The following is a 22981-nucleotide window of genomic DNA, read 5'->3' on the forward strand; positions in this document are numbered from 1 at the left end:
CCTGGCTTACGCATGACGGTTGCGCATGACGCCTTCCTGCACCGTCGAGGCCACCAGGGTGCCGTCCTGAGTATAGAACTCACCGCGTACAAAGCCCCGGGCGCTGGAGGCGGAAGTACTCTCTACGCTATACAGCAGCCATTCATTGATGTTGAACGGGCGATGGAACCACATGGAGTGATCGATCGTCGCCACCTGCATGCCCGGCTCAAGGAAGCCGACGCCATGTGGCTGCAGCGCGACCGGCAGGAAGTTAAAATCGGAAGCGTAGCCCAGCAGGTACTGATGGATGCGGATATCATCCGGCACCGCGCCGTTGGCGCGCAGCCAGACCTGGCGCGTCGGTTCTGCAATATGGCCTTTCAGCGGGTTGTGGAACTCAACCGGGCGAATCTCCAGCGGCTTATCGCTGAGGAACTTATCTTTCGCCTGCGGCGGCAACAGATGCGCCAGTTTACGGGCGATATCGGTCTCGGACGGCAGTCCGTCCGGCGCGGGAGCGTCAGGCATCGATTTCTGGTGTTCGTAGCCCGGTTCCGGGGCCTGGAAAGAGGCGGTCATATAGAAAATCGGCTTACCGTTCTGAATCGCCGCCACCCGGCGAGCGCTAAAGCTGTTACCGTCGCGCAGCACTTCGACGTCATAAATAATCGGTTTTTGACTGTCGCCAGGGCGTAAAAAATAGCTGTGAAACGAGTGAATCAGACGCTCGGCAGGCACGCTTTCTTTGGCGGCGTACAGCGCCTGGCCAACGACCTGGCCGCCAAAAACCTGACGCAGTCCCAGATCTTCGCTCTGCCCGCGGAATAACCCTTCTTCAATTTTTTCCAGATTCAACAATGCCAGCAGATTGGTTAGTGCCTGACTCATATTTACCCTCAATCAGTGATGACTGCTTCGCGCAGCGCGTATTGAGGCCAAGTATAACCTGGAATCGCAAGTGGTCCGATGGGTGTAATAATCTGAATAACGGGTTGTTTGCAGGAAGAGAACTGAGATCTGTGCCACACTTATGCACGATACAAATGTTCTTACCCGCCAGTCGGTAGGACATGCTCCGGTGTATAAAGGGATGAAAAGGAGAACATAATGAAATTTGCCTATCTGTTAAGTGCTTTAGCCGTTGCAACTGCCTTGACCGCCTGCGCGAATAATCACAGCGCTACGGCGAATAATCACGCAGCCGCCCCCGATCCTTATGGCATTGCGTCACTGACTTCTTCACAACAGCAGCCTAATGTATCAGGGACTATCTCGATCCGGCAGAGAGTCGCCTTACCGCCGGATGCGGTACTGACTGTCACCTTATCGGATGCGTCGCTGGCCGATGCACCAGCGCATGTCCTGGCGCAGAAAACCGTACGTACCGAAGGCCAGCAGCCGCCGTATAACTTTGTCCTGCCGTACAACCCGGCGGATATTAAACCGAATGCCCGCATTTTGCTGAGTTCGGCCATTACGGTTAACGGTCAGATGATGTTTATCACCGATACCGTACAAACGGTAGTGAACGGTGGAGGGAATCGGGCCGACCTGCTTCTGGTGCCGGTACAGCAAACGGCTGTCCCGGTCGCCAGCGATAGCAGCCCGGCTGCCGTCCAGTAAACGCGCCGATGCCCCTGCTCAGGGGCATTTTTTTGCCCTTAATAAATCCAGCGATAGCGCTGCAGGTCAATATGGCCGCTGCCGGAAACCTGTACGCCTTCAGCCAGCAGGGCCTGACGCTGGCGCTGCAGATCCGGGCCGGTCAGGGAAATATCGCCGTGGCGGTTGACCACCCGGTGCCAGGGGAGCGTTGAGCCTTCGGGCAGACGCTTAAGTACGCCGCCGACCTGGCGGGCAGCGCGCGGCGATCCCGCCAGCAGCGCAACGTCACCATAGGTGGCGACATAGCCTTCCGGAATGGAGGCCACAATCTGCCACACCCGCTGAGGAAATGTGTCGTGAGTATCCATCGTGCGTCCTGTTTAGCGCAAAGGCTCAGGATAAGCGCTGGCAGACGGAGTGTACAGGGCGTGCGTGAGGCGTTGCTGAGCGTCTCAAAAGGCCGTGCTAAGGCCATATAGCAAACTTTATGCCCGGCTTTGCACAATAAACCAGCATCCGGTCGGGGTTAGCTTGCAATTCACCGGTACTCCCGGGATAATGCGCTTGCGCGTTGGATAACAACGCTCTCAATGGGGGCTCTGTTGGTTCTCCCGCAACGCTACTCTGTTTACCAGGTCAGATCCGGAAGGAAGCAGCCAGAGCAGACGACGTGTGTGCCGGGATGTAGCTGGCAGGGCCCCCACCCAATTCCGGGGCCCGCCGATGTTCAGGCGACGTCAAGGGCATATTCCACGCCCGCTGGCAAATTTTCCCACGCTTAGTCAATACTCATTTTAGCCTTATTGTTGATAAGGTATTATCGCGATCCGTTGGTACTTCGCATCCCGCCTGCGCCGTACGGCAATTCCAACGACCCGCCAGGTTCTAAAAACAACTCTTTTTTATACTATAAAAAGTATATGTCATAATTTTGAAATAATACTGACATATTAATGTCATTTTCATGTCACAAATAGCAGGCAAATTAGTTATGGGCATTTATTGCCGGATAGCCAGGCGTAAATAATATGTCTGGATCAATTTGTTAACTTCGTGTATTAATTATGATAAATTTATTGCACGGGAAGCATGACGATGACCACAGTAGTTCTGAACGTTAAAATCGATGCAGAGTTGAAAGAAAAGCTGCGTCATTATGCGGAAGAAAATAACGAGAATCTGGGCACTGCAACAGAGAAACTGCTGCTGCTGGCGTTTGAAATAGCAGATTCGGCAGGTGAGGCGGGGGTTTCGGAAGATGATATCGATAGTCAGCATACCGAAGAAGAAGCTTCTCCATTAACCCCTAAAGAAATCAAAGCGTTAAGAAAAATTCTGAAGAAGAAAAAATGAAACAACAACTCTCTACAGCCAGCAACTATAGCGAAGCCTGTGACCTGTTGCGTTCAGGATATGTGAAGCATGTTCGCCTCAACTGGAATATCGGTAGTGATGAGTTCTTTCGCATTGCCTCCGACTGGTGTGATACCGGAGCGAAAATAAAAAAAGATGAAAATGGCTTTATTATTTCGCTAAAAAGCTTCCCCATTCCACGCCAGCATTAATGAAATCCACCCATTTATGTCATCGAACTGACATAGAGCAATGAGATGATAAAGCGCAATTTATAAAAAACATCTCATATGCGTCATGGATGATGATTTTTGACGGGCTGAACCCAGCCCGTCGATATTTTATTATATGATTTTACGTACTCGTGTATTTTCATTCTGTTGCGCCAGGCTATGCCACACGGGCTGCAGGGTGGTGAATGCGCTGCGTAACTCCTCATCGGCAAGGGTGAAAGGTAAACGCAAATAGCGATCAAAGGCGCCCGCCAGGCCAAAGCGCGTGCCGGTACCAATATGAATCCCGCGACTTTCGGCCCTGGCAGAGAATAACGTCGCCAGCATCCCCGGTAATTCCACCCAAAAAGAGAGCCCGCCTTCCGGCGAAGTAAAACGCCAGTGAGGGAAGTACTCGGCCATCAATGCGCCGCACATATCCCGGCGTGCCGCCAGCATCTCCCTGCGCGCAGGCAACAGCGCTTGCTCATTGTCCAGCAGCCAGCGACAGGCCAGTTGTTCAAGCAGCGGCGAACCCAGGTCGAGTGAGTCGCGCGCCTGAACTAACGCAGCAATCGTACGTGAAGAGGCGCGGATCCAGCCAATACGTAACCCACCCCAAAAACTTTTTCCGGCGGAACCGATGGTAATAACCGGCGCATCGGCGTTAAAGGCGGCCAGAGGCGGCGGCGGCGGGGCGTTGTACCATAAATCCACCATCGTCTCATCGACTACCAGCGTGGTCCGCGTTTGTGCGGCGATGTCGGCCACCCGCTGACGCGTGACGCTGTCCATGCAGCGGCCGGTCGGGTTGTGAAAGTCAGGCATCAGCCAGGCCAGTCGCGGCGCCGTTTGCGCAATGGTCGCCGCCAGTCCGTCGCAGTCCCAGCCCTGCTGCGGGAGGGCAACGCTGACCGGCCGGCAGGAGGCGCCCTGGATCGCGCTGATAGCCATCGGGTAAGTTGGCGCATCGACCACCACCCGATCCCCTGGCCCGGTAAGCAGGCGTAGCACCAGCGCAAAACCGCTCAGCGCGCCGTTCACCACCATCACTTCATCGCTGCGGGTGGGGAGGCCTCGCTCGCAGTAGCGGCGGGCGATCGCCTCGCGTAACACCTGCAATCCGAGCTGATCGTACCCGGTATGGGACAGATGCTGCGGCATCACCGTCAGCGCCTGGTGATAGGCCTGATGGATTTCCGGCCCGGCGCTCAGCGCGGCGGTAGCCAGATTCACCGATGACGAGCCGAGCGCCGCGTCGGAGATGGCTCCCGGCCGCTCCGGTAGCGCCACGCGCGAACCGCTACCCTGACGGCTGTAAAGATAGCCCTCTTCGCGTAGCTGACCCAGCGCGCTGGCGATGGTGGTGCGGCTCACATTCAGCGCCATTGCCAGCTCCCTTTCCCCAGGCAGCCGCGTTTCCAGCGTCAGGCGACCATCGAGGATCAGCAGGCGCAACGCTTCTGCCAGCTGGCGCCAGAGCGGCGTTCGGGTAGAAGACTCCTGCCAGTGGCCCAGCAGACGCACCAGCGATTGAGTACCAAAGCGACGAGATACCATAGCGATCCACTTTTCCAAAACTGGCCATTAATTATCAATCCATTTTTGCTGATGATGACAAGGTCCGCAATCATCCAGAGGTAAAAAATGTTACGTCGATTAGCGCAGCTCTATATCGGTCTTGTCCTGTACGGCGTGTCGACCGCGCTATTTGTTCATGCCAACCTCGGTGCCGATCCGTGGGATGTTTTCCATCTTGGCGTCGGTAAACAGCTGGGCCTGGATTTTGGCACGGTGATGATTCTGACCGGCGCTGCGGTACTGCTGCTGTGGATCCCGCTGCGTCAGATGCCGGGACTGGGGACCGTCAGCAATGTGGTTGTGCTGGGCCTGGCGGCCAATGCGACCCTGGCCGTTTTGCCGCCGCTGGAGTCGCTGGCGGTGCGGAGCCTGATGTTGGTCGGGGCCATTGTGCTGAATGCGCTGGCCACCGGCATGTATATTGGCGCCGGTTTTGGCCCCGGACCGCGTGACGGGCTGATGACCGGTCTACATGCGCGAACCGGCTGGTCGCTGCGGGGGATCCGTACCGCGATCGAAGTGTCGGTGCTGGTGATTGGCTGGCTGATGGGGGGCACATTTGGCGTGGGCACGGTGCTGTATGCCTTAACCATCGGGCCGTTGATTCAGCTGTGTTTACCGTGGTTCCGTCAACCGGCTACCGGTAAAGCGCGAGCCCGCCCCGGCGAAGTGGTCTCCTGATTATCCGCGGTCATCGGAGATGAGGACTAAACTGATCCTTGCAGATGCGGCCGGGTTCTCCGGTCGCGCTGTTCACTTCGGAGATCGTGCTCATGAAGTACGTTGATGGTTTTGTCGTTGCCGTCCCCGCGAAAAATAAGGAGGCCTATCGCGAACTGGCAGCAAAGGCCGCACCGCTGTTTAAAGAGTTTGGTGCGCTACGCGTGGTGGAGTGCTGGGCCGATGACGTCCCGGCCGGTCAGCTCACCGATTTTCGTCTGGCGGTGAAGGCGGCAGAGGACGAAGAGGTCGTCTTCAGCTGGATTGAGTATCCGTCAAAAGAGGTTCGGGATGCCGCCAATGCCGCTATGATGGCCGACCCACGGATGAAGGCGTTAGGCGACAGCATGCCGTTTGACGGCAAACGGATGATTTTCGGTGGTTTCTCACCGTTATTAGATGAATAATTCATCCTCGCCGTCCTCATTGACTCTGGGGACGGCGCTTGCACGGCTCCCGTTCGGCGATGATAGCGGCCGTCGTCAGGAAACCTTAGTAAACAGGTGACTATAATCCCGGACGTCGCCATCGGTACGGAACAGACCGCCGCCAGCATAGTGCAGGGTTTGCGGCCATTGGGGTTCTGGTTTCACTCTTGCCGCAACCACTTCAAAAATAAAGAAGTTATAGTTATCTACCAGCACGTCGTCGAAAAGCCGGCACTCGAAACTGGCGTGGCATTCCGCAATCGACGGCGCGGCGACCTGTTCGCTTTGTTCTGCCGTGAGCTGGAAGGCGGCGAATTTATCCAGCCTGTCGCCATCGCAATTGCCAATTCTGGCGACCGTTTCTGCCATCGCCGCATCCGGCAGGTTAATCACGCACTCACCGCTGCGGCGAATCATCCCGAAGCTGATATTGCCGGCGGAAATCATGCACCCCACCAGCGAGGGGGAAAATTCCAGCACCGTATACCAGCCGAGGGTCATGATATTGTTGTGCTCCTGCCAGCGGCTGCTGATTAAGACCACGGCACCGGGCTCCAGCCAGTGACGTACATCATGTAAAGGCCAGGGTTGTTTCTGCATCAGAGACTCCTCCCGTCATGGATTTACCTTAAGCGTAGTCCAATCTGTTTTGAGGTTATTTTCCGCCCACAGAATAAATTTCTCTTTTGGCAGCGCCGGGCTGTACAGCTATCTCTGAGCATAAAGCAGGCCACAGTTGCCTATATCTTCGGTTACGTGGGTAATCAGTTCGTTCTGTCCGGCATGGGGAATAAAAATAGCCGGCGTACGTTCGCTCGCGTGAAGCGTGGCTATCCTGCTCGCGATAAAACGGCATTTTTACCTGACGGGGAACCAGCCAGATGCTGAAGGCGATAGGCACAATAAGGGCGAGTATCAACCTCCTGACACCAGACTCGCCCGATGCCGGTCGTCATGTGTATATCGGTATGTCAGAGGGGAATATCCAATAGCGGAGCAAGGATTATTATTGGATATAAAAAAGGCCCGATATGGCCAAATAATGGCGATATCGGGCTAATTACGGATGATCCGCGGCGTTCGAGGCGCTGAACGATACGGTTAAAACGAGGGCTGAAGCTGGAATGCTGACCGCATGCGCGATCGGCATCCATTGACAGTGTAAAACGCGATCATGACAGCCAGATGTTGCTTTTAATGCGCATCCGGCGCGCTTATGGCGCTCATCAAAGACCCTACAGAAGCGCTCGCCGAAGGCGACGTCGATTTTCTGCCCGGCGCTTGCCCATCAGTTGAACTCGTAATACCTCACGGGCGGTTCGCTCCGCCCGTCGTTTGACTCCCTTCACTTCTCATGGTTGATCTTTGCGTTTTAGCGGCGTAATCTTATTGTTATGTTATAACATATCCGTAGGGGTTATCATGAAAGCCAATATCCATCCGCATTATCGTACCGTTGTGTTCCATGACACCAGCGCGAATGAATATTTTAAAGTCGGGTCGACGATTAAGACCGAACGAGTGATTGAACTGGAAGGGGTGACCTATCCGTATGTCACCATCGACGTCTCTTCCAAGTCGCACCCGTACTACACCGGCAAGCAGAAAACCTTCAACAATGAAGGTAGCACTGCGCGTTTCCGCCAGCGTTTTGGCGGTTTTATTGATGCGAAAAGGAACTAAGGATGCAGGTACTCAACTCATTGCGCAGTGCGAAACAGCGCCACCCGGATTGCCAGATCGTCAAACGCAAAGGACGGCTGTACGTTATCTGTAAGAGCAACCCTCGCTTTAAAGCCGTGCAGGGGCGCAAGAAAAGACGTTAGTCCACCCGTGCGCGGAAACTCTCCAGCGTGTGATGCTGCTGGCCATCGGGGCTAAAATTCCCGGCGGCCAGCCAGCGCTGCATCGCCTTATCAATTTGCGGCCACTCGCTGTCGATTATCGAAAACCAGTCGGTATCGCGGTTGTGCCCCTTTATCACTAATGCCTGACGAAAACGCCCCTCAAACTGAAACCCCAACCGCTGCGCCGCCCGGCGTGAAGGCTCGTTCAGACTATTGCATTTCCACTCATAGCGGCGGTAGCCGAGGGTATCGAAGACATAGCGCATCAGCAGCCAGTGCGCTTCCGTCGCCATTGCCGTGCGGCTCAGCAGCGGCGAAAAATGCACGTGTCCTACTTCGACCACGCCATGTTGCGCATCAATACGCATCAGCGCCAAAGAGCCGACAGGCCGGCGGGTCTGTTCATCGATCACGGCAAAATGCATCGGGTCGGCAAGCTTTTCTACGCCGGCGATCCAGGCGCTAAATTCCTCAACGCTGCTGTCCGGCTCGCGCAGTAGCCAGGTCCAGCTGCGGGTATCCGGGGCCAGTTGATAAGCGGCAAAGAGGGCGCTGGCATGCCCGGTGGTCAGAGGTTCGAGGCGACATAAACGTCCTTGCAGAACGTGCCGTTCAGGATAAGCACGCGGCTGCCAGTCGGGCAGGGCCTCGCCGACGGGTTGACCAAACAGGTTTTGCTGATTCATGGGTTTTCCTTGTGGGGGGATATATCCTGAGACTAAAGTTTTACTGGTTCCATAAAAAGTGCCATCAAGGTATGTTTTTATGGTGCCACGAGGAGCTGCGATGAATATCCCTGACGATGCCTTTTTCACATTACTGGAACATGCCCTGCAGAGGCGGGGAGAAGAGACCCTCCAGCGGACGCTGTATCGCACGCTGCGAGAGGCCATGTTGCAAGGGGAGCTGGCGGCAGGCAGTCGTTTACCCGGCTCGCGGGCGATCGCGCTACGGCTAAACCTGTCGCGTAATACGATTAACGGGGCGCTGGATCAGCTGGCAATGGAGGGTTATTTGCTACGTAGCAGTCAGGGAAGCCACGTAGCAACGCTGGCATCGTCGGGTGAGAGTGAGGTTTCGCCGTTCACTATCGCGCTGCCTGAGCGGCTGCTTGCGTTACCGCCCGGCACCCGCCGCGACTCGCCGACGCTGGCGTTTACCCCGGGTACGCCGGCGATCAACTACTTTCCGCTGCCCATCTGGCGACGGTTGCTCGATCGGGTGCTGCGTGAGGAGGGAAGTGCGCTGCTCGGGTACGGGGATGCGGCGGGTGAACCTGCGCTACGGCAAGCGATTGTTCGTCATCTGGCCCTGTCTCGCGGCATCCGTTGCGCTGCCCGCCAAATCGTGATTACCGAAGGCGCGCTCGAAGGGGTCAATCTCTGTACTCATCTATTGAGCGTGGCTGGCGACACGGCATGGGTGGAAGATCCGGGTTACGCAGGCGCAAAGAGCGTTTTCCTGAAGGCCGGGCTGCGGATAAAGGGGATGCCGGTGGACAGTGAGGGAATGCGCCCGGATGTTCATGATAGCGCACCCCCGCGGCTGATCTTCACCTCCCCTTCACACCAGTATCCCTGGGGCGTGGTGATGAGCGCCGGCAGGCGCCTGGCGCTGCTGGAGTATGCGCGGCAACATGACGCCTGGATCGTTGAGGATGATTACGATAGCGAATTTCGCTACAGCGGCGAGCCGGTTCCGGCGATGTCAGGAATGATAAAACATGCGCCGGTGGTCTATCTCGGAACCTTCAGTAAAACGCTGTTTCCGGCGCTGCGTATGGGTTTCGTGGTGATGCCTCCGGCGTTAGCCGAAGCGGCGCAGGGCGTGGTTGGATCGCTGCTCCGCGGTGGCCATCGCGCCGAGCAGCGTGCGCTGGCGTTGTTTATTGAAGAGGGGCATTACGCGCGTCATCTGGCGGCGATGCGGCGTTTGTATCGCAAGCGACAGCTGCAGCTGCGGGAGGTGCTGGAGACGGAGCTGACGCACTCGTGTGATATTATCGGCGGCGGCGGCGGCCTGCATCTGACAGTGGCAATCGACGGAATAGACGACTGCGCGGTGGCCGAGCGGGCTCGTCAGTTTCAGCAGGCCCCGGCGGCGTTAAGCCGTTTTTATCTCGATGCGCAACGCGCACGTAGCGGACTGGTGCTGGGGTATGGCAACACGTCCGCCTCGCATTTTACTCCGGCGATCCGCACGTTGAATCGGCTTATCGGGCAGTATCGACGCGGGTAAGGCTGAACACATCGTAAAAAGAGAGCTCACCTTTGGTCGCCACCATTTTTTGCAGCTGGCTTTTCTGTTCGCCGGCAACCCGCGGCGACTGCATGATGCGTTCAATCAGTTGTTCTGGCACATAGCGCGTGTTGTACCACTCCCCGTTATAGCAGACGCGGAAATCCAGCACGTCGATGTCTTCGTAGCGATAGCGCGGGTAGACATCAAAAAAGAAGAAACCGTTTAGCAGGACAAACAGGACGACCAGCAGCCAGACTGAATCTGCCAGCGTCTCTGAACGCTGCATGACGACAAAGGTCGCGAGGAATGCGGCGTACATTGCGACGAACAGCCACGGATGATTGCGAATAAAACTGATACTAAAGCGCGGGCGGTTGTCGCGCTTCTCTTTCACATTGAGCTCATCAATCGTGTTGGTCAGCAGTCGCTGTATTTCTGTCATAGTGCTCCCCGAATTCTCCTAAGGCCCAGCCTGAAGGCTATTTTATGTTGCGGGTAGCACACGGGGAAGTAACAGATCGGTTGCAGAAAAGCATAACAGTTAGGTTTTTTCCGGGATCAGCATCTTAATGATCTGCGCCGGGTTGCCGCCGACTACGGCATTTGCCGGAACATCCTTCACCACCACCGCGCCAGAAGCAATGACCGCATTGTCGCCAATCGTGATCCCGGGGTTAATCACCGCCCGGCCGCCAATCCAGACATTGTTACCGATAGTGACCGGCTTGCCGTATTCTTTACCGCTGTTGCGTTCCGCCGCATCCAATGGATGAGTGGCGGTATAAATATGGACGCCGGGCGCTAACATACAGTTATCGCCGATATGTATCGGGCAGACGTCGAGCATCACGCAATCAAAGTTTGCGTAGAAATTAGCGCCGAGGAAAATATTGTAACCATAATCACAGCGGAAAGTGGGTTCAATATAGGCATCACCCGCCTGACCAAATAGCTCTGTCAGACATATTGTTCGCCATTCCCGTTCATCCGGGGCGGAATGGTTGTAGCGATGCAGCAATTGTCTGGCGCGCAGGCGGTCGGCCCGTAAAGTGGCATCTCCTGCCTGATACAGCTCGCCGGCGATCATTTTACGTTTCTCTTCGCTCATGAGGCTTTCCTTTTAGAGGGGAGCGCCACAGTATAAAAAAGAAACCGGTTTCATAAACGCCGTTTAGCAACTTATGCGAGTAATGTCACATTTATACCCAGAATGAGGAGGAGGGGCTCGATTAACCATCTTACTGATACGTGAAATGAATTAGCGAATGAATTTCCAGACCGACGTCGGGATTTTGTCGTAGAGTTTATTCATGGTCAATTCAGCCAGACGATGATCGGCCGCTGAGTAAAATACCGCCAGTTCGTTATCGGAAAGTTCATATTTATTCTTTTCAATTACGCGTTCCAGCGTATCAATTGTCTGGCAGCGACGCAAACGCATCAAATAGTCTGTTTTGGTTAATGGTTCAGCAGACATAAATTCACCTTTTGATTGTAATAATACTAACAAGAAAGACTTGCCGGATTTTCCCGGCTGGCGTTGACAAAACATCGGAATAACCGATTTCCCGATTTACGCCATTTCTGTAGATCGACCGTGTTAATGCCATAACTACTGAACAACATAAAGGTGTCGTCCAGGTATTCGTCCAGCTGAGCGATCAGTTTATTATCCTCAGCGTACTTAATTTTATAATTAAGCGCGAACGTGGCAATGTGTTCGATCAATTCATTAAGCTGAAGATTGATAGCCGACGTTGGGTCGTTTACCCAACCGTGGTTACTCTCTTCCAGGTTTGCAAGGCAGTCATGATACAAGGTTTCGCAAAGAAATCGAAGCTGTGCGATATCATGTCTTTTTGGCGAGTATTCGTCCATAACACATCCCCTTTTGAGTGGTTTAAACGACGACTAACAAGCACCGTTGTGGGATGAACACGACTAACAGACCTGACACATACATTGTAATCCTGTTGATTTAACTATAATCCACTCTTAAAAAGATTTCACCGTGCTATTACGAAAAATTACAATTATCGCCGTTAATTTATCTTAAAAATATCCAGATTTATTATCCCAGAACATATCAAAACACTGGCAAAGTGAAAGCAAAGCTTATGTATCATTGATTTAGCAGGTTCTTTTGCACCACTTCAGAACACAACCTCGGATAACATCGGGCGTTAAGAATATTCTTAGAGGGGCTGAGGATTAAACCTGAGAAAGAATAATCTGATAAGAACGGCGTAATGCTTATCACCAGAAATTGTATATCAGCTTGTAAAACAAACAGTGGCAATGTGTGCGCTTTAATATACGCCATCCGGCAAAGTTCCTCAACGTCTCCTGAGTCAGTCTGGCGTACGGCAGAAAAAAGGGCCGCAAATGCGGCCCTGAGAGGAGAGATTAATGATGCCCAGTCGGATGGCTGTGCTCGATATCTTCGGTTTTCTTACTGAAGCGGCGACGAACCACCACGAAGAATACCGGAACAAAGAAGATCGCCAGAACCGTCGCGGTCACCATCCCGCCCATTACGCCAGTACCGACGGCGTTCTGTGCGCCGGAACCTGCGCCGGAGCTGATCACCAGCGGCATAACGCCGAGGATAAATGCCAGCGAGGTCATCAGGATCGGGCGCAGACGCATACGTACCGCTTCCAGGGTCGCTTCGACCAGACCCTTGCCTTCTTTTTCCATCAGGTCCTTCGCGAATTCGACGATAAGTATCGCGTTCTTCGCCGACAGGCCGATGGTGGTCAGCAGACCGACCTGGAAGTAAACGTCGTTTGTCAGACCGCGGAACGTTGCCGCCAGCAGCGCGCCGATAACCCCCAGCGGAACAACCAGCATAACCGAGAACGGAATGGACCAGCTTTCATACAGCGCCGCCAGACACAGGAACACCACGATAAGCGAGATGGCGTACAGCGCCGGAGCCTGGTTACCGGACAGGCGTTCCTGGTAGGACATGCCGGTCCAGTCATAGCCGATACCCGCAGGTAGTTTGCCGGCCAGCTCTTCCATCAACGCCATCGCTTCACCGGTACTCCTGCCCGGCGTCGCCTGGCCGAGGATTTCCATCGACGGTAGACCGTTATAGCGTTCCAGACGCGGTGAACCGTACTCCCAATGCGACGTAGAGAAGGCCGAGAACGGCACCATCTGTCCGTCGCTGCCGCGAACATACCAGTTACCAATGTCTTCCGGCAGCATACGGTATTTCGCTTCGGACATAATGTACACTTTCTTCACGCGGCCGCGGTCGATGAAGTCATTGACGTAGCTACCGCCCCAGGCTGCGCCCAGCGTGGTGTTGATGTCACTAATGGATACGCCCAGCGCCTGCGCTTTCTCCTGATCGATATCCACCTTGAACTGCGGAGTATCTTCCAGGCCGTTCGGACGCACGGCGACCAGCAGATCGGGGTGTTTCGCAACCTCGCCAAACAGCTGGTTACGTGCCTGAGTCAGTTTTTCATGGCCCAGACCGCCCTGGTCAATCAGCTGGAAGTCAAAGCCGGTAGCGGTACCCAGCTCAACGATGGCCGGCAGGTTAAAGGCGAAGACCATCGCATCTTTAATCTGCGAGAAGCGAGCCATCGCACGACCGGTGATGGCTTCCACCTTGTTCTCTGCGCCCGGACGTTCGCTCCAGTCCTTCAGCGACACGAACGCGATACCGGTGTTCTGGCCGCGGCCTGAGAAGCCAAAACCGTTAACCGCGAACACGGATTCAACGTTAGCTTTCTCTTTGGTGAGATAGTAATCCGTCATCTCATCCAGAACTTTCTGCGTCCGTTCCTGCGTTGCGCCTGCAGGCAGCTGAGCCATGCTCAGGAAGACGCCCTGGTCTTCATCCGGCAGGAACGAGCTCGGCAGACGAACAAACAGCCAGGCCATCCCGACAACGATGATCAGATACAGCACCAGATAACGACCGGTGCTACGCAGAATGCTGCCTACGCTATCGGTGTAATGATGCGTGCTCTTATCGAACATGCGGTTAAACCAGCCAAAGAAGCCTTTGTGCTCGCCGTGACCGCCTTTCGCAACAGGTTTCAGCATCGTGGCGCACAGCGCCGGAGTAAGGATCAAGGCGACCAGTACCGACAGCGCCATTGCCGACACGATAGTGATGGAGAACTGACGGTAAATCGCCCCGGTGGAGCCGCCGAAGAAGGCCATCGGGATAAATACCGCAGAAAGGACCATCGCGATACCGACCAGCGCGCCCTGAATCTGTCCCATGGACTTACGGGTCGCTTCCTTCGGCGGCAGCCCTTCTTCCGCCATCACGCGCTCGACGTTTTCCACCACCACGATGGCGTCATCGACGAGCAGGCCTATCGCCAGCACCATACCAAACATGGTCAGGGTGTTTATCGAGAAGCCAAACAGGGCCAGGATGGCGAAAGTCCCCAACAGTACAACCGGCACCGCGATGGTTGGAATCAACGTGGCGCGGAAGTTCTGCAGGAACAGATACATGACCAGGAACACCAGGATGATCGCTTCTACCAGCGTTTTGACCACTTCATGAATAGAAATTTTCACGAACGGCGTGGTGTCATACGGGTAAACAATCTTCAGCCCTGACGGGAAGAACGGTTCCATTTTTGCCAGTTCGGCGCGAATGGCGTTGGCGGTGTCCAGCGCGTTCGCCCCGGTCGCCAGCTTGATCCCCAGGCCGGAAGCCGGCAGGTTGTTGTATTTCGCGATAATGTCGTAGTTTTCACCACCCAGCTCGACTTTCGCCACGTCGCGCAGACGAACCTGCGAACCATCCTGGTTCACTTTCAGCAGAATATTGCTGAATTCGTCAGCGGATTTCAGACGGGTCTGCGCAATGATGGAGGCGTTCAGCTGCTGGCCTTTCACCGGCGGCGTACCGCCCAACTGACCGGCTGCAACCTGGGCGTTCTGCGCTTTAATGGCGCTGATCACATCCACCGGCGTCAGCTGGAAGTTGTTCAGCTTGTTCGGATCCATCCAGATACGCATCGCGTACTGGGAACCAAATAGCTGAACGTCACCCACGCCGGACGTACGGCTGATCGCATCTTTCATGTTGGCGCCAACGTAGTCGGAAATATCCTCCTGCGTCATGGTGCCGTTGGTGTTGATCACGCCGACAACCATCAGGAAGCTACTGGAGGATTTCTCCACGCTCACGCCCTGTTGCTGTACTTCCTGCGGCAGCAGCGGCATGGCGAGCTGCAGTTTGTTCTGCACCTGAACCTGCGCGATGTCCGCATCCGTACCGGACTGGAAGGTCAGGGTGATCTGAACCGTACCGGTTGAGTCGCTGTTGGAGGACATGTACATCAGGTTATCGATACCGTTCATGTTCTGTTCGATAACCTGCGTAACGGTATCCTGTACCGTTTTCGCATCAGCGCCGGGGTAGGTTGCGGTGATCGAGACCGCCGGTGGCGCAATCGTTGGATATTGCGCGACAGGCAGCTTCAGGATCGACAGTCCCCCAGCAAGCATGATTATTATGGCGATCACCCATGCGAATATCGGGCGATCGATAAAGAAATTAGGCATGTCTTAACGGCTCCTGTTTAAGTTAAGACTTGGTTTGTTCTGACTGAGCGTTACCTGCGGTTTGCTGCTTATCGTCAGAGGCTACTTCCTGCGCTTTTACCTGCACGCCTGGTTTTACTTTTTGCAGTCCGGCTACGATGACGCGGTCGCCGGATTGCACGCCGCTGGTGACCAGCCATTGATCGCCAATCGCCTGCGTTGCGGTGACCTGACGAACTTCGACCTTATCGCCTTCACCCACCACCATGACGCTGGCATCGCCGCGCGGCGTACGGGTGACACCCTGCTGCGGAACCAGCAGCGCATCCGGGTTAGTCCCTTCCTGCAGGCGTGCGCGAACGAACATCCCTGGCAGCAGGGTGTGATCCGGGTTCGGGAAGATGGCGCGTAGCGTGATAGAGCCGGTGGTCTGGTCAACGGTGACGTCAGAAAACTCCAGCGTACCGCTTTGCGGATACTTAAGACCGTCGTTGGTCACCAGTTCGACCTTCGCTTTGCCGTTTTCTTGTTTCAGCGTACCGTTTGTCAGCTCTTGTTTCAGACGCAGGAAATCGTTGCTCGATTGGGTCACGTCTACATAGATAGGATCCAGCTGCTGTACGGTTGCCAGCGCGGTCGTCTGACCGTTCTGCACCAGCGCGCCTTCGGTAACCGCCGATTTACCAATACGCCCGCTGATAGGCGAGGTCACTTTGGTATAGGCCAGGTTGATGCGCGCGGTTTCAACGGCGGCTTTCGCGGCGACAACGGCAGCATTGCTCTGCTGTGCGTCGGCGACGGCAGTGTCATAATCCTGTCGACTGATGTACTGGGTGCCTAACAGTTTCTGATAACGTTTAACCGTCAGCTGGGCGATATTGGCCGCGGCCTGCGCTTTGGCCAGGTCGCCTTTGGCGCTTTCGTAGCTGGCCTGATAGGTCGCCGGATCGATCTGATAAAGGGACACGCCGGCCTGAATATCGCTGCCTTCGGTGAAGTTACGTTTTAGAATAATGCCACTCACCTGAGGACGGACTTCCGCCACCCGAAAGGCGCTGGTACGGCCCGGGAGCTCAGTGGTGATTTGCAGAGGTGCGGATTTGAGCGTCACAATACCGACTTCCGGCATTTGCTGGGCTCCTTGCTGAGCCGGTTTGTCGTCACATCCTGTTAGCGCTAAGCTGCCTGAGAGCATCAGAACGACCGCCAGAGGCGTTAACCCTCTGTTTTTGTTCATATGTAAACCTCGAGTGTCCAATTTCAAATTGTTCAGTGGCTCAAACGACCACAAACCCACTACTGTGTTTCTATTATGGTCATGCTATGGTACATACATTCATAAATGTATGTAAACGCAACCTCTGTAAAGTCATCGACCTATGGCACGAAAAACCAAACAACAGGCACTTGAAACCCGGCAACACATTCTGGATGTTGCTCTGCGTTTGTTTTCGCAGCAAGGCGTATCATCTACCTCGTTGGCAGCAATTGCAAAAGCTGCGGGGGTCACGAGGGGGGCTATCTACTGGCATTTCAAGAATAAATCAGATTTATTTAATGAAATATGGGTGCTGTCGGAAGCTAGTATTAGCGATCTTGAAGTTGAGTATCGGGCAAAATTCCCCAACGATCCACTTTCAGTTGTTCGCGAGATATTAGTTCATGTTCTTGAAGCCACGGTGACAGAAGAGCGCAGACGCTTAATGATGGAAATCATCTTCCATAAATGCGAATTTGTCGGCGAAATGGCGGTGGTCCAGAAAGCACAGCAGAGCCTGTCTCTCGAGAGCTACGATCGTATCGAACAAACGCTCCATGAATGCATTGCAGCCCATATGCTCCCGGCTGATTTATTGACCCGCCGCGCCGCGATTTTAATGCGCAGCTACCTTTCCGGTCTGATGGAAAACTGGCTCTTCGCGCCGGATTCATTCGATCTGGCCAAAGAGGCGCGCGACTACGTTGCCATTCTTCTGGAAATGTATCAGTTCTGCCCCTCGCTCCGGGCCCCGTCGGCCGTTGAGACATAACTGAACGGCCAGAATAAAAAAAGGTGAGTTTTTGCTGACGTCCGCAGCTATTCGCGCGGTAGCAGAAATGCTATTCTGCGGGCTGCGACGACCCCCGGTATTCTCCGGCTTTTGCAACCACTCATGTTAACACTATGCTGCATACTATCCGTTGGCGATATGCCACTTCCGCTCTTGTCATTGTACTGCTGTTTTTTGTTAGCTGCCTTAGCCTTAATCAGGCCCTGGCCGCCGATATGCCCGAACGTTCTGATGTCCAGAATCAGCTTAATACGCTAAATAAGCAAAAAGAACTGACCCCGCAGGATAAGCTGGTTCAGCAGGACCTGGTACAGACCCTCGAGGCGCTCGATAAAATTGAGCGGATAAAGTCGGAAACGACCCAACTACGTCAACAGGTTGAACAGGCTCCGGCGAAAATGCGGCAGGCGGTAGACAGCCTGAATGCGTTAAGCGACGTGCCTGACGATGAGGTCACGCGCAAAACGCTCAGCACGTTGTCTTTACGTCAGCTTGAATCCCGCGTCACTCAGACCCTGGACGATCTGCAAACCGCGCAGACCGATCTGGCGACCTACAACAGCCAGCTGGTCTCCCTGCAAACGCAGCCGGAGCGCGTGCAAAACGCGATGTATTCGGCTTCCCAGCAGCTGCAGCAGATACGCAACCGCCTGAATGGTACCACGGTGGCGGGCGATGAAGCGCTGCGCCCGAGCCAGCAGGGGGTGCTGCTGGCGCAGCAGGCGCTGCTGAATGCGCAAATTGAGCAGCAGCGCAAAAGTCTTGAAGGCAATACCGTGCTGCAGGATACGCTGCAAAAGCAACGTGATTACGTCAGTGCCAACAGCAATCGCCTCGAACATCAGCTGCAGCTGTTGCAGGAAGCCGTTAACAGCAAGCGTCTGACGTTGACCGAAAAAACGGCTCAGGAAGCGGTGACGCCGGATGAAACGGCGCGTATCCAGGCAAATCCGCTGGTGAAGCAGGAGCTGGAAATTAACCATCAGCTGAGTCAGAAGCTGATCTCGGCGACGGAAAGCGGCAATCAGCTGGTGCAGCGCAACATTAAGGTCAAAAACTGGCTTGACCGGGCGCTGCAATCTGAGCGGGACATCAAAGAGCAAATCTCGGTTCTCAGAGGCAGCCTGCTATTGTCACGTATCCTCTACCAGCAGCAGCAGACGCTACCGTCGGCGGACGAGCTGGAAGATATGACCAACCGCATTGCCGATCTGCGCCTTGAACAATTTGAGGTGAATCAGCAGCGCGATGCGCTGTTCCAGAGCGATGCGTTCGTCGATAAGCTGGAAGAAGGGCATAGCGACGAAGTGACGCCGGATGTGCATGACGCGCTGCTGGACGTTGTGGACATGCGCCGCGAACTGCTCGATCAGTTTAACAAGCAGCTGGGCAACCAGCTGATGATGGCGATTAACCTGCAGATTAACCAGCAGCAGTTAATGAGCGTGTCGAGCAACCTGAAAGCGATCCTCACGCAGCAGATTTTTTGGGTCAACAGTAACAAACCGATGGACTGGGAGTGGATTAAGTCCTTCCCGGAAGCGCTGAAAGGACAGTTTAAGGCGATGAAAATCACCGTAAACTGGGAGAAAGCGTGGCCGGCGGTGTTTATTGCCTTCCTGGCCGGTCTGCCGTTATTGCTGATTGCCGGCCTGATCCGCTGGCGTCTGCAATGGTTACGTGGCTACCAGGCCCGGCTGGCGTCACAGGTTGGGCAGCTTCGTAATGACACCCAGCTGCATACGCCGAAAGCGATTCTGATCGATCTCATCAGGGCCTTACCGGTGGTGCTGCTGATTCTGGCGGTAGGGCTGATCCTGCTGACCATGCAGCTAAATATCAGCGAGCTGCTGTGGGCCTACAGTAAAAAGCTGGCTCTGTTCTGGCTGGTGTTCGGCCTGTGCTGGAAGGTGCTGGAAAAAGACGGCGTGGCGGTCAGCCACTTTAATATGCCGCCGCAGCTGACCAGCCACTGGCGTCGGCAAATTGTCCGCGTCAGCCTGGCGCTGCTGCCGCTGAATTTCTGGTCGGTGGTCTCCGAACTGTCGCCGTTGAATCTGATGGATGACGTGCTGGGGCAGTTTGTTATCTTCCTCAACCTGCTGCTGATTGCGGTGTTGGTGTGGCCGATGTGCCGCGAAAGCTGGCGCGATAAAGAGTCGCACAGCCTGCGTCTGCTTACCGTCACCGTACTTTCTATCGTACCGGTGGCGCTAATGGTGCTGACGGCGACTGGCTACTTCTATACCACTCTGCGTCTTGCCGGCCGCTGGATTGAAACCGTCTATCTGGTGATGCTGTGGAACCTGCTGTACCAGACCGTGTTACGCGGTCTGAGCGTGGCTGCGCGGCGTATTGCCTGGCGTCGCGCGCTGGCCCGCCGGCAGAATATGGTTAAAGAGGGGGCCGAAGGGGCTGAACCGCTGGAAGAGCCGACGATTGCGCTGGAACAGGTCAACCAACAAACGCTGCGCATCACCATGCTGGTGATGGTTGCGCTGTTTGGCGTGCTGTTCTGGGCAATTTGGTCGGATCTGATTACCGTATTCGCCTATCTCGACAGTATTACGCTGTGGCACTACAACGGCACCGAAGCGGGCGTCAGCGTGGTGAGAAGCGTGACGATGGGCAGCCTGCTGTTTGCGATCGTCGCCTCGATGGTCGCCTGGGCGCTGATCCGCAACCTGCCGGGCCTGCTGGAGGTGCTGATCCTCTCAAGGCTCAATATGCGCCAGGGCACCTCCTACGCGATAACCTCGATTCTGAACTACGCGATCATCGCCATCGGGGCGATGACGGTATTTGGCGCGCTGGGCGTTTCGTGGGACAAACTGCAGTGGCTGGCGGCCGCGCTGTCGGTCGGCCTCGGTTTCGGCCTGCAGGAGATTTTCGGTAACTTTGTTTCCGGCCTGATTATCCTTTTCGAACGCCCGGTACGCATTGGCGATACGGTCACGATCGGTACCTTCTCCGGCACCGTCAGTAAGATTCGCATCCGCGCGACGACCATTACCGACTTTGACCGTAAAGAGGTGATCATTCCCAACAAAGCGTTTGTCACCGAGCGGCTGATCAACTGGTCGCTGTCCGACACCGTGACCCGGGTGGTGATTCGTCTTGGCGTGGCCTACGGCTCCGATCTGGACAAGGTCAAAGAAGTCCTGCTGCAGGCGGCGCATGAGCATCCGAAAGTCATGCAGGAGCCTGGGCCATCGGTGTTCTTCACCACCTTCGGGCCGAGCACGCTGGATCATGAGCTGCGTCTGTACGTGCGTGAACTCCGCGACCGCAGCTACACGGTTGATGAACTGAACCGCGCGATCGATCGCCTCTGCCGTGACAACAATATCAACATCGCCTTCAACCAGCTGGAAGTTCATCTGCGTAATGAAAAAGGGGATGAAGTGACGGAACTGAAGCGTGAGGTGAAAGGGGATGACCCGTCCCCGGCGGTAGGTTAACTTTCCTCAGGGGCGGCCGCTGTGCCGCCCCGTTAATGCCCACAGGCTAGCGACTATCGTTCCCTGTTGACGATGGCTCCGTGCTATTGAGTTTGTTTTCATAGTCGCGTTTGATGATCTCCAGCGCGCCCAGCACGGTTTGCGCCGACACCTGGTTCTCTTCGAGCAGCATAATTAAATCGACGGCCAGTTTGACTTCGTCCGGGGCATTTTCCAGCGACATATTCCCTCCTTCGGTTAGCGCGTTAAGCGTGCCAGCACGCCTTCAATTTTTTCCAGCGCATCGCGACAGCGCGCTAAACGTCCGGCGTAGGCGTCGACCTCTTTCGCCAGCCGCTGCTGTTCAGCAAGCGTTGTCGCCTGGGTCAACTGACGTTGGCGATCGTTTCTCATCGCCAGCAGGCGGCGCTCGTATTCCTGATGCTGTAGCCGCCGCCGCTGCCAGCGGTTCAGGCCGGGTGACGCGCTATCCCAGCTGCGCAGCGGCCAGGTGGCCGTTTCCCGGCTGAGGGCGGCGATTTGCGCGACCAGCCGCTCCGCCAGCCAGGCCACCTGCGGCAGCTGCTGTCGGGCGACGGCCTGTTGCAGCTCAGCAAAATGCTGTTGGGCTTCCTCGAGATAGGCCCGCATCAGCGTACTGCGGGTACGGAACAGCTGGCGGTCGAAACGGGCGCTGAGCGTTGCATGATGTGCCAGCGGGGCAACCTGCGCCGCCAGCTGGGCCAGCTGATTTTCCAGCGTGTGTAAAAGCCGGGTTGTTTTCAAATAACTCCTCCCTACCCAGATAAGCAACTGTGCTACAGTAGCCCTCTCTGCCTGATAACGATTCGCATTATGCCACGTATTATTTTAATCATCATTGGCTGGCTGGCGGTAGTGCTGGGGACGCTGGGCGTCTTTTTGCCTTTATTGCCGACCACCCCGTTTATTCTTCTGGCGGCCTGGTGTTTCGCCCGTTCGTCGCCGCGTTTTCACCACTGGCTGCTGTATCGTTCGTGGTTCGGCGGCTATCTTCGCCACTGGCAGCAATATCGTGCGATGCCGCCCGGCGCCAAACCGCGGGCAATAGTGATGATTCTGCTGACCTTCGCCATTTCACTGTGGCTGGTTAAGCTTACGTGGGTTCGCATCATGTTGCTGGTCATTCTGGCCTGCCTGCTGATATTTATGTGGCGTATTCCGGTGGTTGACGCAAAGCAACAAAAGCACTGATGCGCCATAATGAGTGTTGCAATTGTGGCTTACAGACAGTAAATTCGAGCGTTTTCGAGCGCGGGTACGCCTGGTCAAAGGTTAAACAACGGTTTCTTTGACCCGTCTGGCCTGCCCGTGAGTAACACCGTTTTTATCAGGCATAAACTTATGACCGCAACAGCACAGCAGCTTGAATATCTAAAGAACAGTATCCAAAGCATTCAGGATTATCCAAAACCGGGTATTCTTTTCCGCGATGTCACCAGCTTGCTGGAAGACCCGAAGGCCTATGCACTGAGCATTGAACTGCTGGCCGAGCGCTATAAAGACGCCGGCATCACCAAAGTGGTGGGTACCGAAGCGCGCGGTTTCCTGTTTGGCGCCCCGGTGGCGCTGGCGCTGGGCGTGGGCTTTGTGCCGGTACGTAAACCGGGTAAGCTGCCGCGCGAAACGATTGCCGAGAGCTACGAGCTCGAATACGGCACCGATCGGCTGGAAATCCACGTCGATGCGATCAAGGAAGGCGATAAAGTCCTCGTTGTTGACGATCTGCTGGCGACCGGCGGCACCATTGACGCCACCGTCAAGCTGATTCGCCGCCTCGGTGGCGAAGTCCATGATGCCGCTTTCATTATCAATCTCTTCGATCTGGGCGGCGAACAGCGCCTGGAGAAACAGGGGATTCACTGCTACAGCCTGGTGCCGTTCCCGGGCCACTAAGCATTTCCCGATACATAGCCTCGCCGATCCGGCGGGGCTGTGATAGCATTACCT

Annotated in this window: 25 protein-coding genes and 1 other RNA gene; 13 read left to right on the forward strand and 13 right to left on the reverse strand. The window is 55.3% G+C overall.

Annotated features, from left to right (window positions below):
* Positions 1 to 6: 6 nt before the first annotated feature.
* The gene (tesB, locus tag EDF73_RS09110; protein ID WP_132728458.1) at positions 7 to 870 is read right to left on the reverse strand and encodes an acyl-CoA thioesterase II; all 864 of its coding nucleotides are present in this window, start codon (positions 868 to 870) and stop codon (positions 7 to 9) included.
* A gap of 219 nt (positions 871 to 1089) precedes the next feature.
* Between tesB and EDF73_RS09115 the strand changes: the two genes are divergently transcribed.
* Entirely contained in the window at positions 1090 to 1605 is a 516-nt protein-coding gene (locus tag EDF73_RS09115; RefSeq protein ID WP_132728460.1) for a YbaY family lipoprotein, read from the forward strand.
* Positions 1606 to 1643: 38 nt separating this feature from the next.
* On the opposite strand, the gene EDF73_RS09120 is transcribed toward EDF73_RS09115, so the two are convergent.
* Positions 1644 to 1955, reverse strand: coding sequence for an MGMT family protein (locus tag EDF73_RS09120; protein ID WP_132728461.1), 312 nt, complete (start codon positions 1953 to 1955; stop codon positions 1644 to 1646).
* Between the two features lie 232 nt (positions 1956 to 2187).
* Here EDF73_RS09120 and ffs point away from each other — a divergent pair.
* The 3 genes from ffs (at position 2188) to EDF73_RS09135 (ending at position 3152) form a co-directional block, all read left to right on the forward strand.
* An RNA gene (gene ffs / locus EDF73_RS09125) (signal recognition particle sRNA small type) lies at positions 2188 to 2284 on the forward strand.
* A gap of 398 nt (positions 2285 to 2682) precedes the next feature.
* Positions 2683 to 2940, forward strand: coding sequence for a hypothetical protein (locus tag EDF73_RS09130; RefSeq protein WP_132728463.1), 258 nt, complete (start codon positions 2683 to 2685; stop codon positions 2938 to 2940).
* Positions 2937 to 3152, forward strand: coding sequence for a hypothetical protein (locus EDF73_RS09135; RefSeq protein WP_132728464.1), 216 nt, complete (start codon positions 2937 to 2939; stop codon positions 3150 to 3152). Before EDF73_RS09130 ends, EDF73_RS09135 begins: the two co-directional genes overlap by 4 nt.
* A 132-nt stretch (positions 3153 to 3284) precedes the next feature.
* Here EDF73_RS09135 and EDF73_RS09140 read toward each other — a convergent pair whose 3' ends face one another.
* A complete protein-coding gene (locus tag EDF73_RS09140; RefSeq protein WP_132728466.1) occupies positions 3285 to 4712 on the reverse strand; it encodes a PLP-dependent aminotransferase family protein in 1428 nt (475 codons plus the stop codon).
* An 87-nt stretch (positions 4713 to 4799) separates the two neighbouring features.
* Here EDF73_RS09140 and EDF73_RS09145 point away from each other — a divergent pair, with 87 nt between their 5' ends.
* A complete protein-coding gene (locus EDF73_RS09145; RefSeq protein ID WP_132728468.1) occupies positions 4800 to 5414 on the forward strand; it encodes a hypothetical protein in 615 nt (204 codons plus the stop codon).
* Positions 5415 to 5506: 92 nt separating this feature from the next.
* On the forward strand, positions 5507 to 5860 hold the full coding sequence (locus EDF73_RS09150; RefSeq protein WP_132728469.1) for a DUF1428 family protein: 354 nt from the start codon (positions 5507 to 5509) through the stop codon (positions 5858 to 5860).
* A 75-nt stretch (positions 5861 to 5935) separates the two neighbouring features.
* Here EDF73_RS09150 and EDF73_RS09155 read toward each other — a convergent pair whose 3' ends face one another.
* Positions 5936 to 6481, reverse strand: coding sequence for a flavin reductase family protein (locus EDF73_RS09155; protein ID WP_132728471.1), 546 nt, complete (start codon positions 6479 to 6481; stop codon positions 5936 to 5938).
* An 822-nt stretch (positions 6482 to 7303) separates the two neighbouring features.
* Here EDF73_RS09155 and EDF73_RS09160 point away from each other — a divergent pair.
* Together EDF73_RS09160 and ykgO are read left to right on the forward strand one after the other, a co-directional pair.
* Positions 7304 to 7564: a type B 50S ribosomal protein L31 gene (locus EDF73_RS09160; protein ID WP_132728473.1), complete on the forward strand. Its 261-nt coding sequence runs from the start codon at positions 7304 to 7306 to the stop codon at positions 7562 to 7564.
* A gap of 2 nt (positions 7565 to 7566) precedes the next feature.
* Positions 7567 to 7707 carry a type B 50S ribosomal protein L36 gene (ykgO, locus tag EDF73_RS09165; RefSeq protein ID WP_003859006.1) on the forward strand — a complete coding sequence of 47 codons (141 nt, stop codon included), beginning with the start codon at positions 7567 to 7569 and terminating at the stop codon, positions 7705 to 7707.
* On the opposite strand, the gene EDF73_RS09170 is transcribed toward ykgO, so the two are convergent.
* The gene (locus EDF73_RS09170; protein ID WP_132728474.1) at positions 7704 to 8414 is read right to left on the reverse strand and encodes a GNAT family protein; all 711 of its coding nucleotides are present in this window, start codon (positions 8412 to 8414) and stop codon (positions 7704 to 7706) included. The two genes, ykgO and EDF73_RS09170, sit on opposite strands and share 4 nt — an antisense overlap.
* 100 nt (positions 8415 to 8514) lie before the next feature.
* On the opposite strand from EDF73_RS09170, the gene EDF73_RS09175 reads away from it, so the two are divergent.
* Positions 8515 to 9966 (forward strand): PLP-dependent aminotransferase family protein, encoded by a 1452-nt coding sequence (locus tag EDF73_RS09175; protein ID WP_132728475.1) that lies wholly within the window; start codon positions 8515 to 8517, stop codon positions 9964 to 9966.
* Here EDF73_RS09175 and EDF73_RS09180 read toward each other — a convergent pair.
* The 6 genes from EDF73_RS09180 to acrA all read right to left on the reverse strand — a co-directional run bounded on the left by EDF73_RS09180 (position 9941) and on the right by acrA (position 16738).
* Positions 9941 to 10411, reverse strand: a complete 471-nt coding sequence (locus EDF73_RS09180; RefSeq protein WP_132728477.1) for a YlaC family protein — start codon at positions 10409 to 10411, stop codon at positions 9941 to 9943. The genes EDF73_RS09175 and EDF73_RS09180 overlap by 26 nt on opposite strands.
* Before the next feature lie 99 nt (positions 10412 to 10510).
* On the reverse strand, positions 10511 to 11077 hold the full coding sequence (gene maa, locus EDF73_RS09185; RefSeq protein ID WP_132728479.1) for a maltose O-acetyltransferase: 567 nt from the start codon (positions 11075 to 11077) through the stop codon (positions 10511 to 10513).
* Between the two features lie 150 nt (positions 11078 to 11227).
* Positions 11228 to 11446, reverse strand: a complete 219-nt coding sequence (locus EDF73_RS09190) for an HHA domain-containing protein (RefSeq protein WP_132728480.1) — start codon at positions 11444 to 11446, stop codon at positions 11228 to 11230.
* A 26-nt stretch (positions 11447 to 11472) separates the two neighbouring features.
* Positions 11473 to 11847, reverse strand: a complete 375-nt coding sequence (tomB, locus tag EDF73_RS09195) for an Hha toxicity modulator TomB (protein ID WP_132728481.1) — start codon at positions 11845 to 11847, stop codon at positions 11473 to 11475.
* A gap of 528 nt (positions 11848 to 12375) precedes the next feature.
* Positions 12376 to 15522: a multidrug efflux RND transporter permease subunit AcrB gene (gene acrB, locus EDF73_RS09200; protein WP_132728483.1), complete on the reverse strand. Its 3147-nt coding sequence runs from the start codon at positions 15520 to 15522 to the stop codon at positions 12376 to 12378.
* Between the two features lie 22 nt (positions 15523 to 15544).
* Positions 15545 to 16738: a multidrug efflux RND transporter periplasmic adaptor subunit AcrA gene (gene acrA, locus EDF73_RS09205; protein WP_132728485.1), complete on the reverse strand. Its 1194-nt coding sequence runs from the start codon at positions 16736 to 16738 to the stop codon at positions 15545 to 15547.
* 142 nt (positions 16739 to 16880) lie between these two features.
* Here acrA and acrR point away from each other — a divergent pair, with 142 nt between their 5' ends.
* Positions 16881 to 17531 carry a multidrug efflux transporter transcriptional repressor AcrR gene (gene acrR / locus EDF73_RS09210; protein ID WP_132728487.1) on the forward strand — a complete coding sequence of 217 codons (651 nt, stop codon included), beginning with the start codon at positions 16881 to 16883 and terminating at the stop codon, positions 17529 to 17531.
* Positions 17532 to 17665: 134 nt separating this feature from the next.
* Positions 17666 to 21013: a mechanosensitive channel MscK gene (mscK, locus tag EDF73_RS09215; protein WP_132728488.1), complete on the forward strand. Its 3348-nt coding sequence runs from the start codon at positions 17666 to 17668 to the stop codon at positions 21011 to 21013.
* Between the two features lie 46 nt (positions 21014 to 21059).
* On the opposite strand, the gene rsmS is transcribed toward mscK, so the two are convergent.
* Together rsmS and priC are read right to left on the reverse strand one after the other, a co-directional pair.
* Positions 21060 to 21236: a pleiotropic regulatory protein RsmS gene (gene rsmS / locus EDF73_RS09220; RefSeq protein WP_132728490.1), complete on the reverse strand. Its 177-nt coding sequence runs from the start codon at positions 21234 to 21236 to the stop codon at positions 21060 to 21062.
* Between the two features lie 14 nt (positions 21237 to 21250).
* The gene (gene priC / locus EDF73_RS09225) at positions 21251 to 21778 is read right to left on the reverse strand and encodes a primosomal replication protein N'' (RefSeq protein ID WP_132728492.1); all 528 of its coding nucleotides are present in this window, start codon (positions 21776 to 21778) and stop codon (positions 21251 to 21253) included.
* 69 nt (positions 21779 to 21847) lie between these two features.
* On the opposite strand from priC, the gene EDF73_RS09230 reads away from it, so the two are divergent.
* Positions 21848 to 22225, forward strand: a complete 378-nt coding sequence (locus EDF73_RS09230; RefSeq protein WP_132728494.1) for a DUF454 family protein — start codon at positions 21848 to 21850, stop codon at positions 22223 to 22225.
* 150 nt (positions 22226 to 22375) lie between these two features.
* Positions 22376 to 22927: an adenine phosphoribosyltransferase gene (gene apt / locus EDF73_RS09235; protein ID WP_132728496.1), complete on the forward strand. Its 552-nt coding sequence runs from the start codon at positions 22376 to 22378 to the stop codon at positions 22925 to 22927.
* The last annotated feature ends 54 nt before the right edge of the window (positions 22928 to 22981 follow it).

Origin of the sequence: Klebsiella sp. BIGb0138 (assembly GCF_004342285.1) — a bacterium.
GTDB lineage: Bacteria > Pseudomonadota > Gammaproteobacteria > Enterobacterales > Enterobacteriaceae > Klebsiella.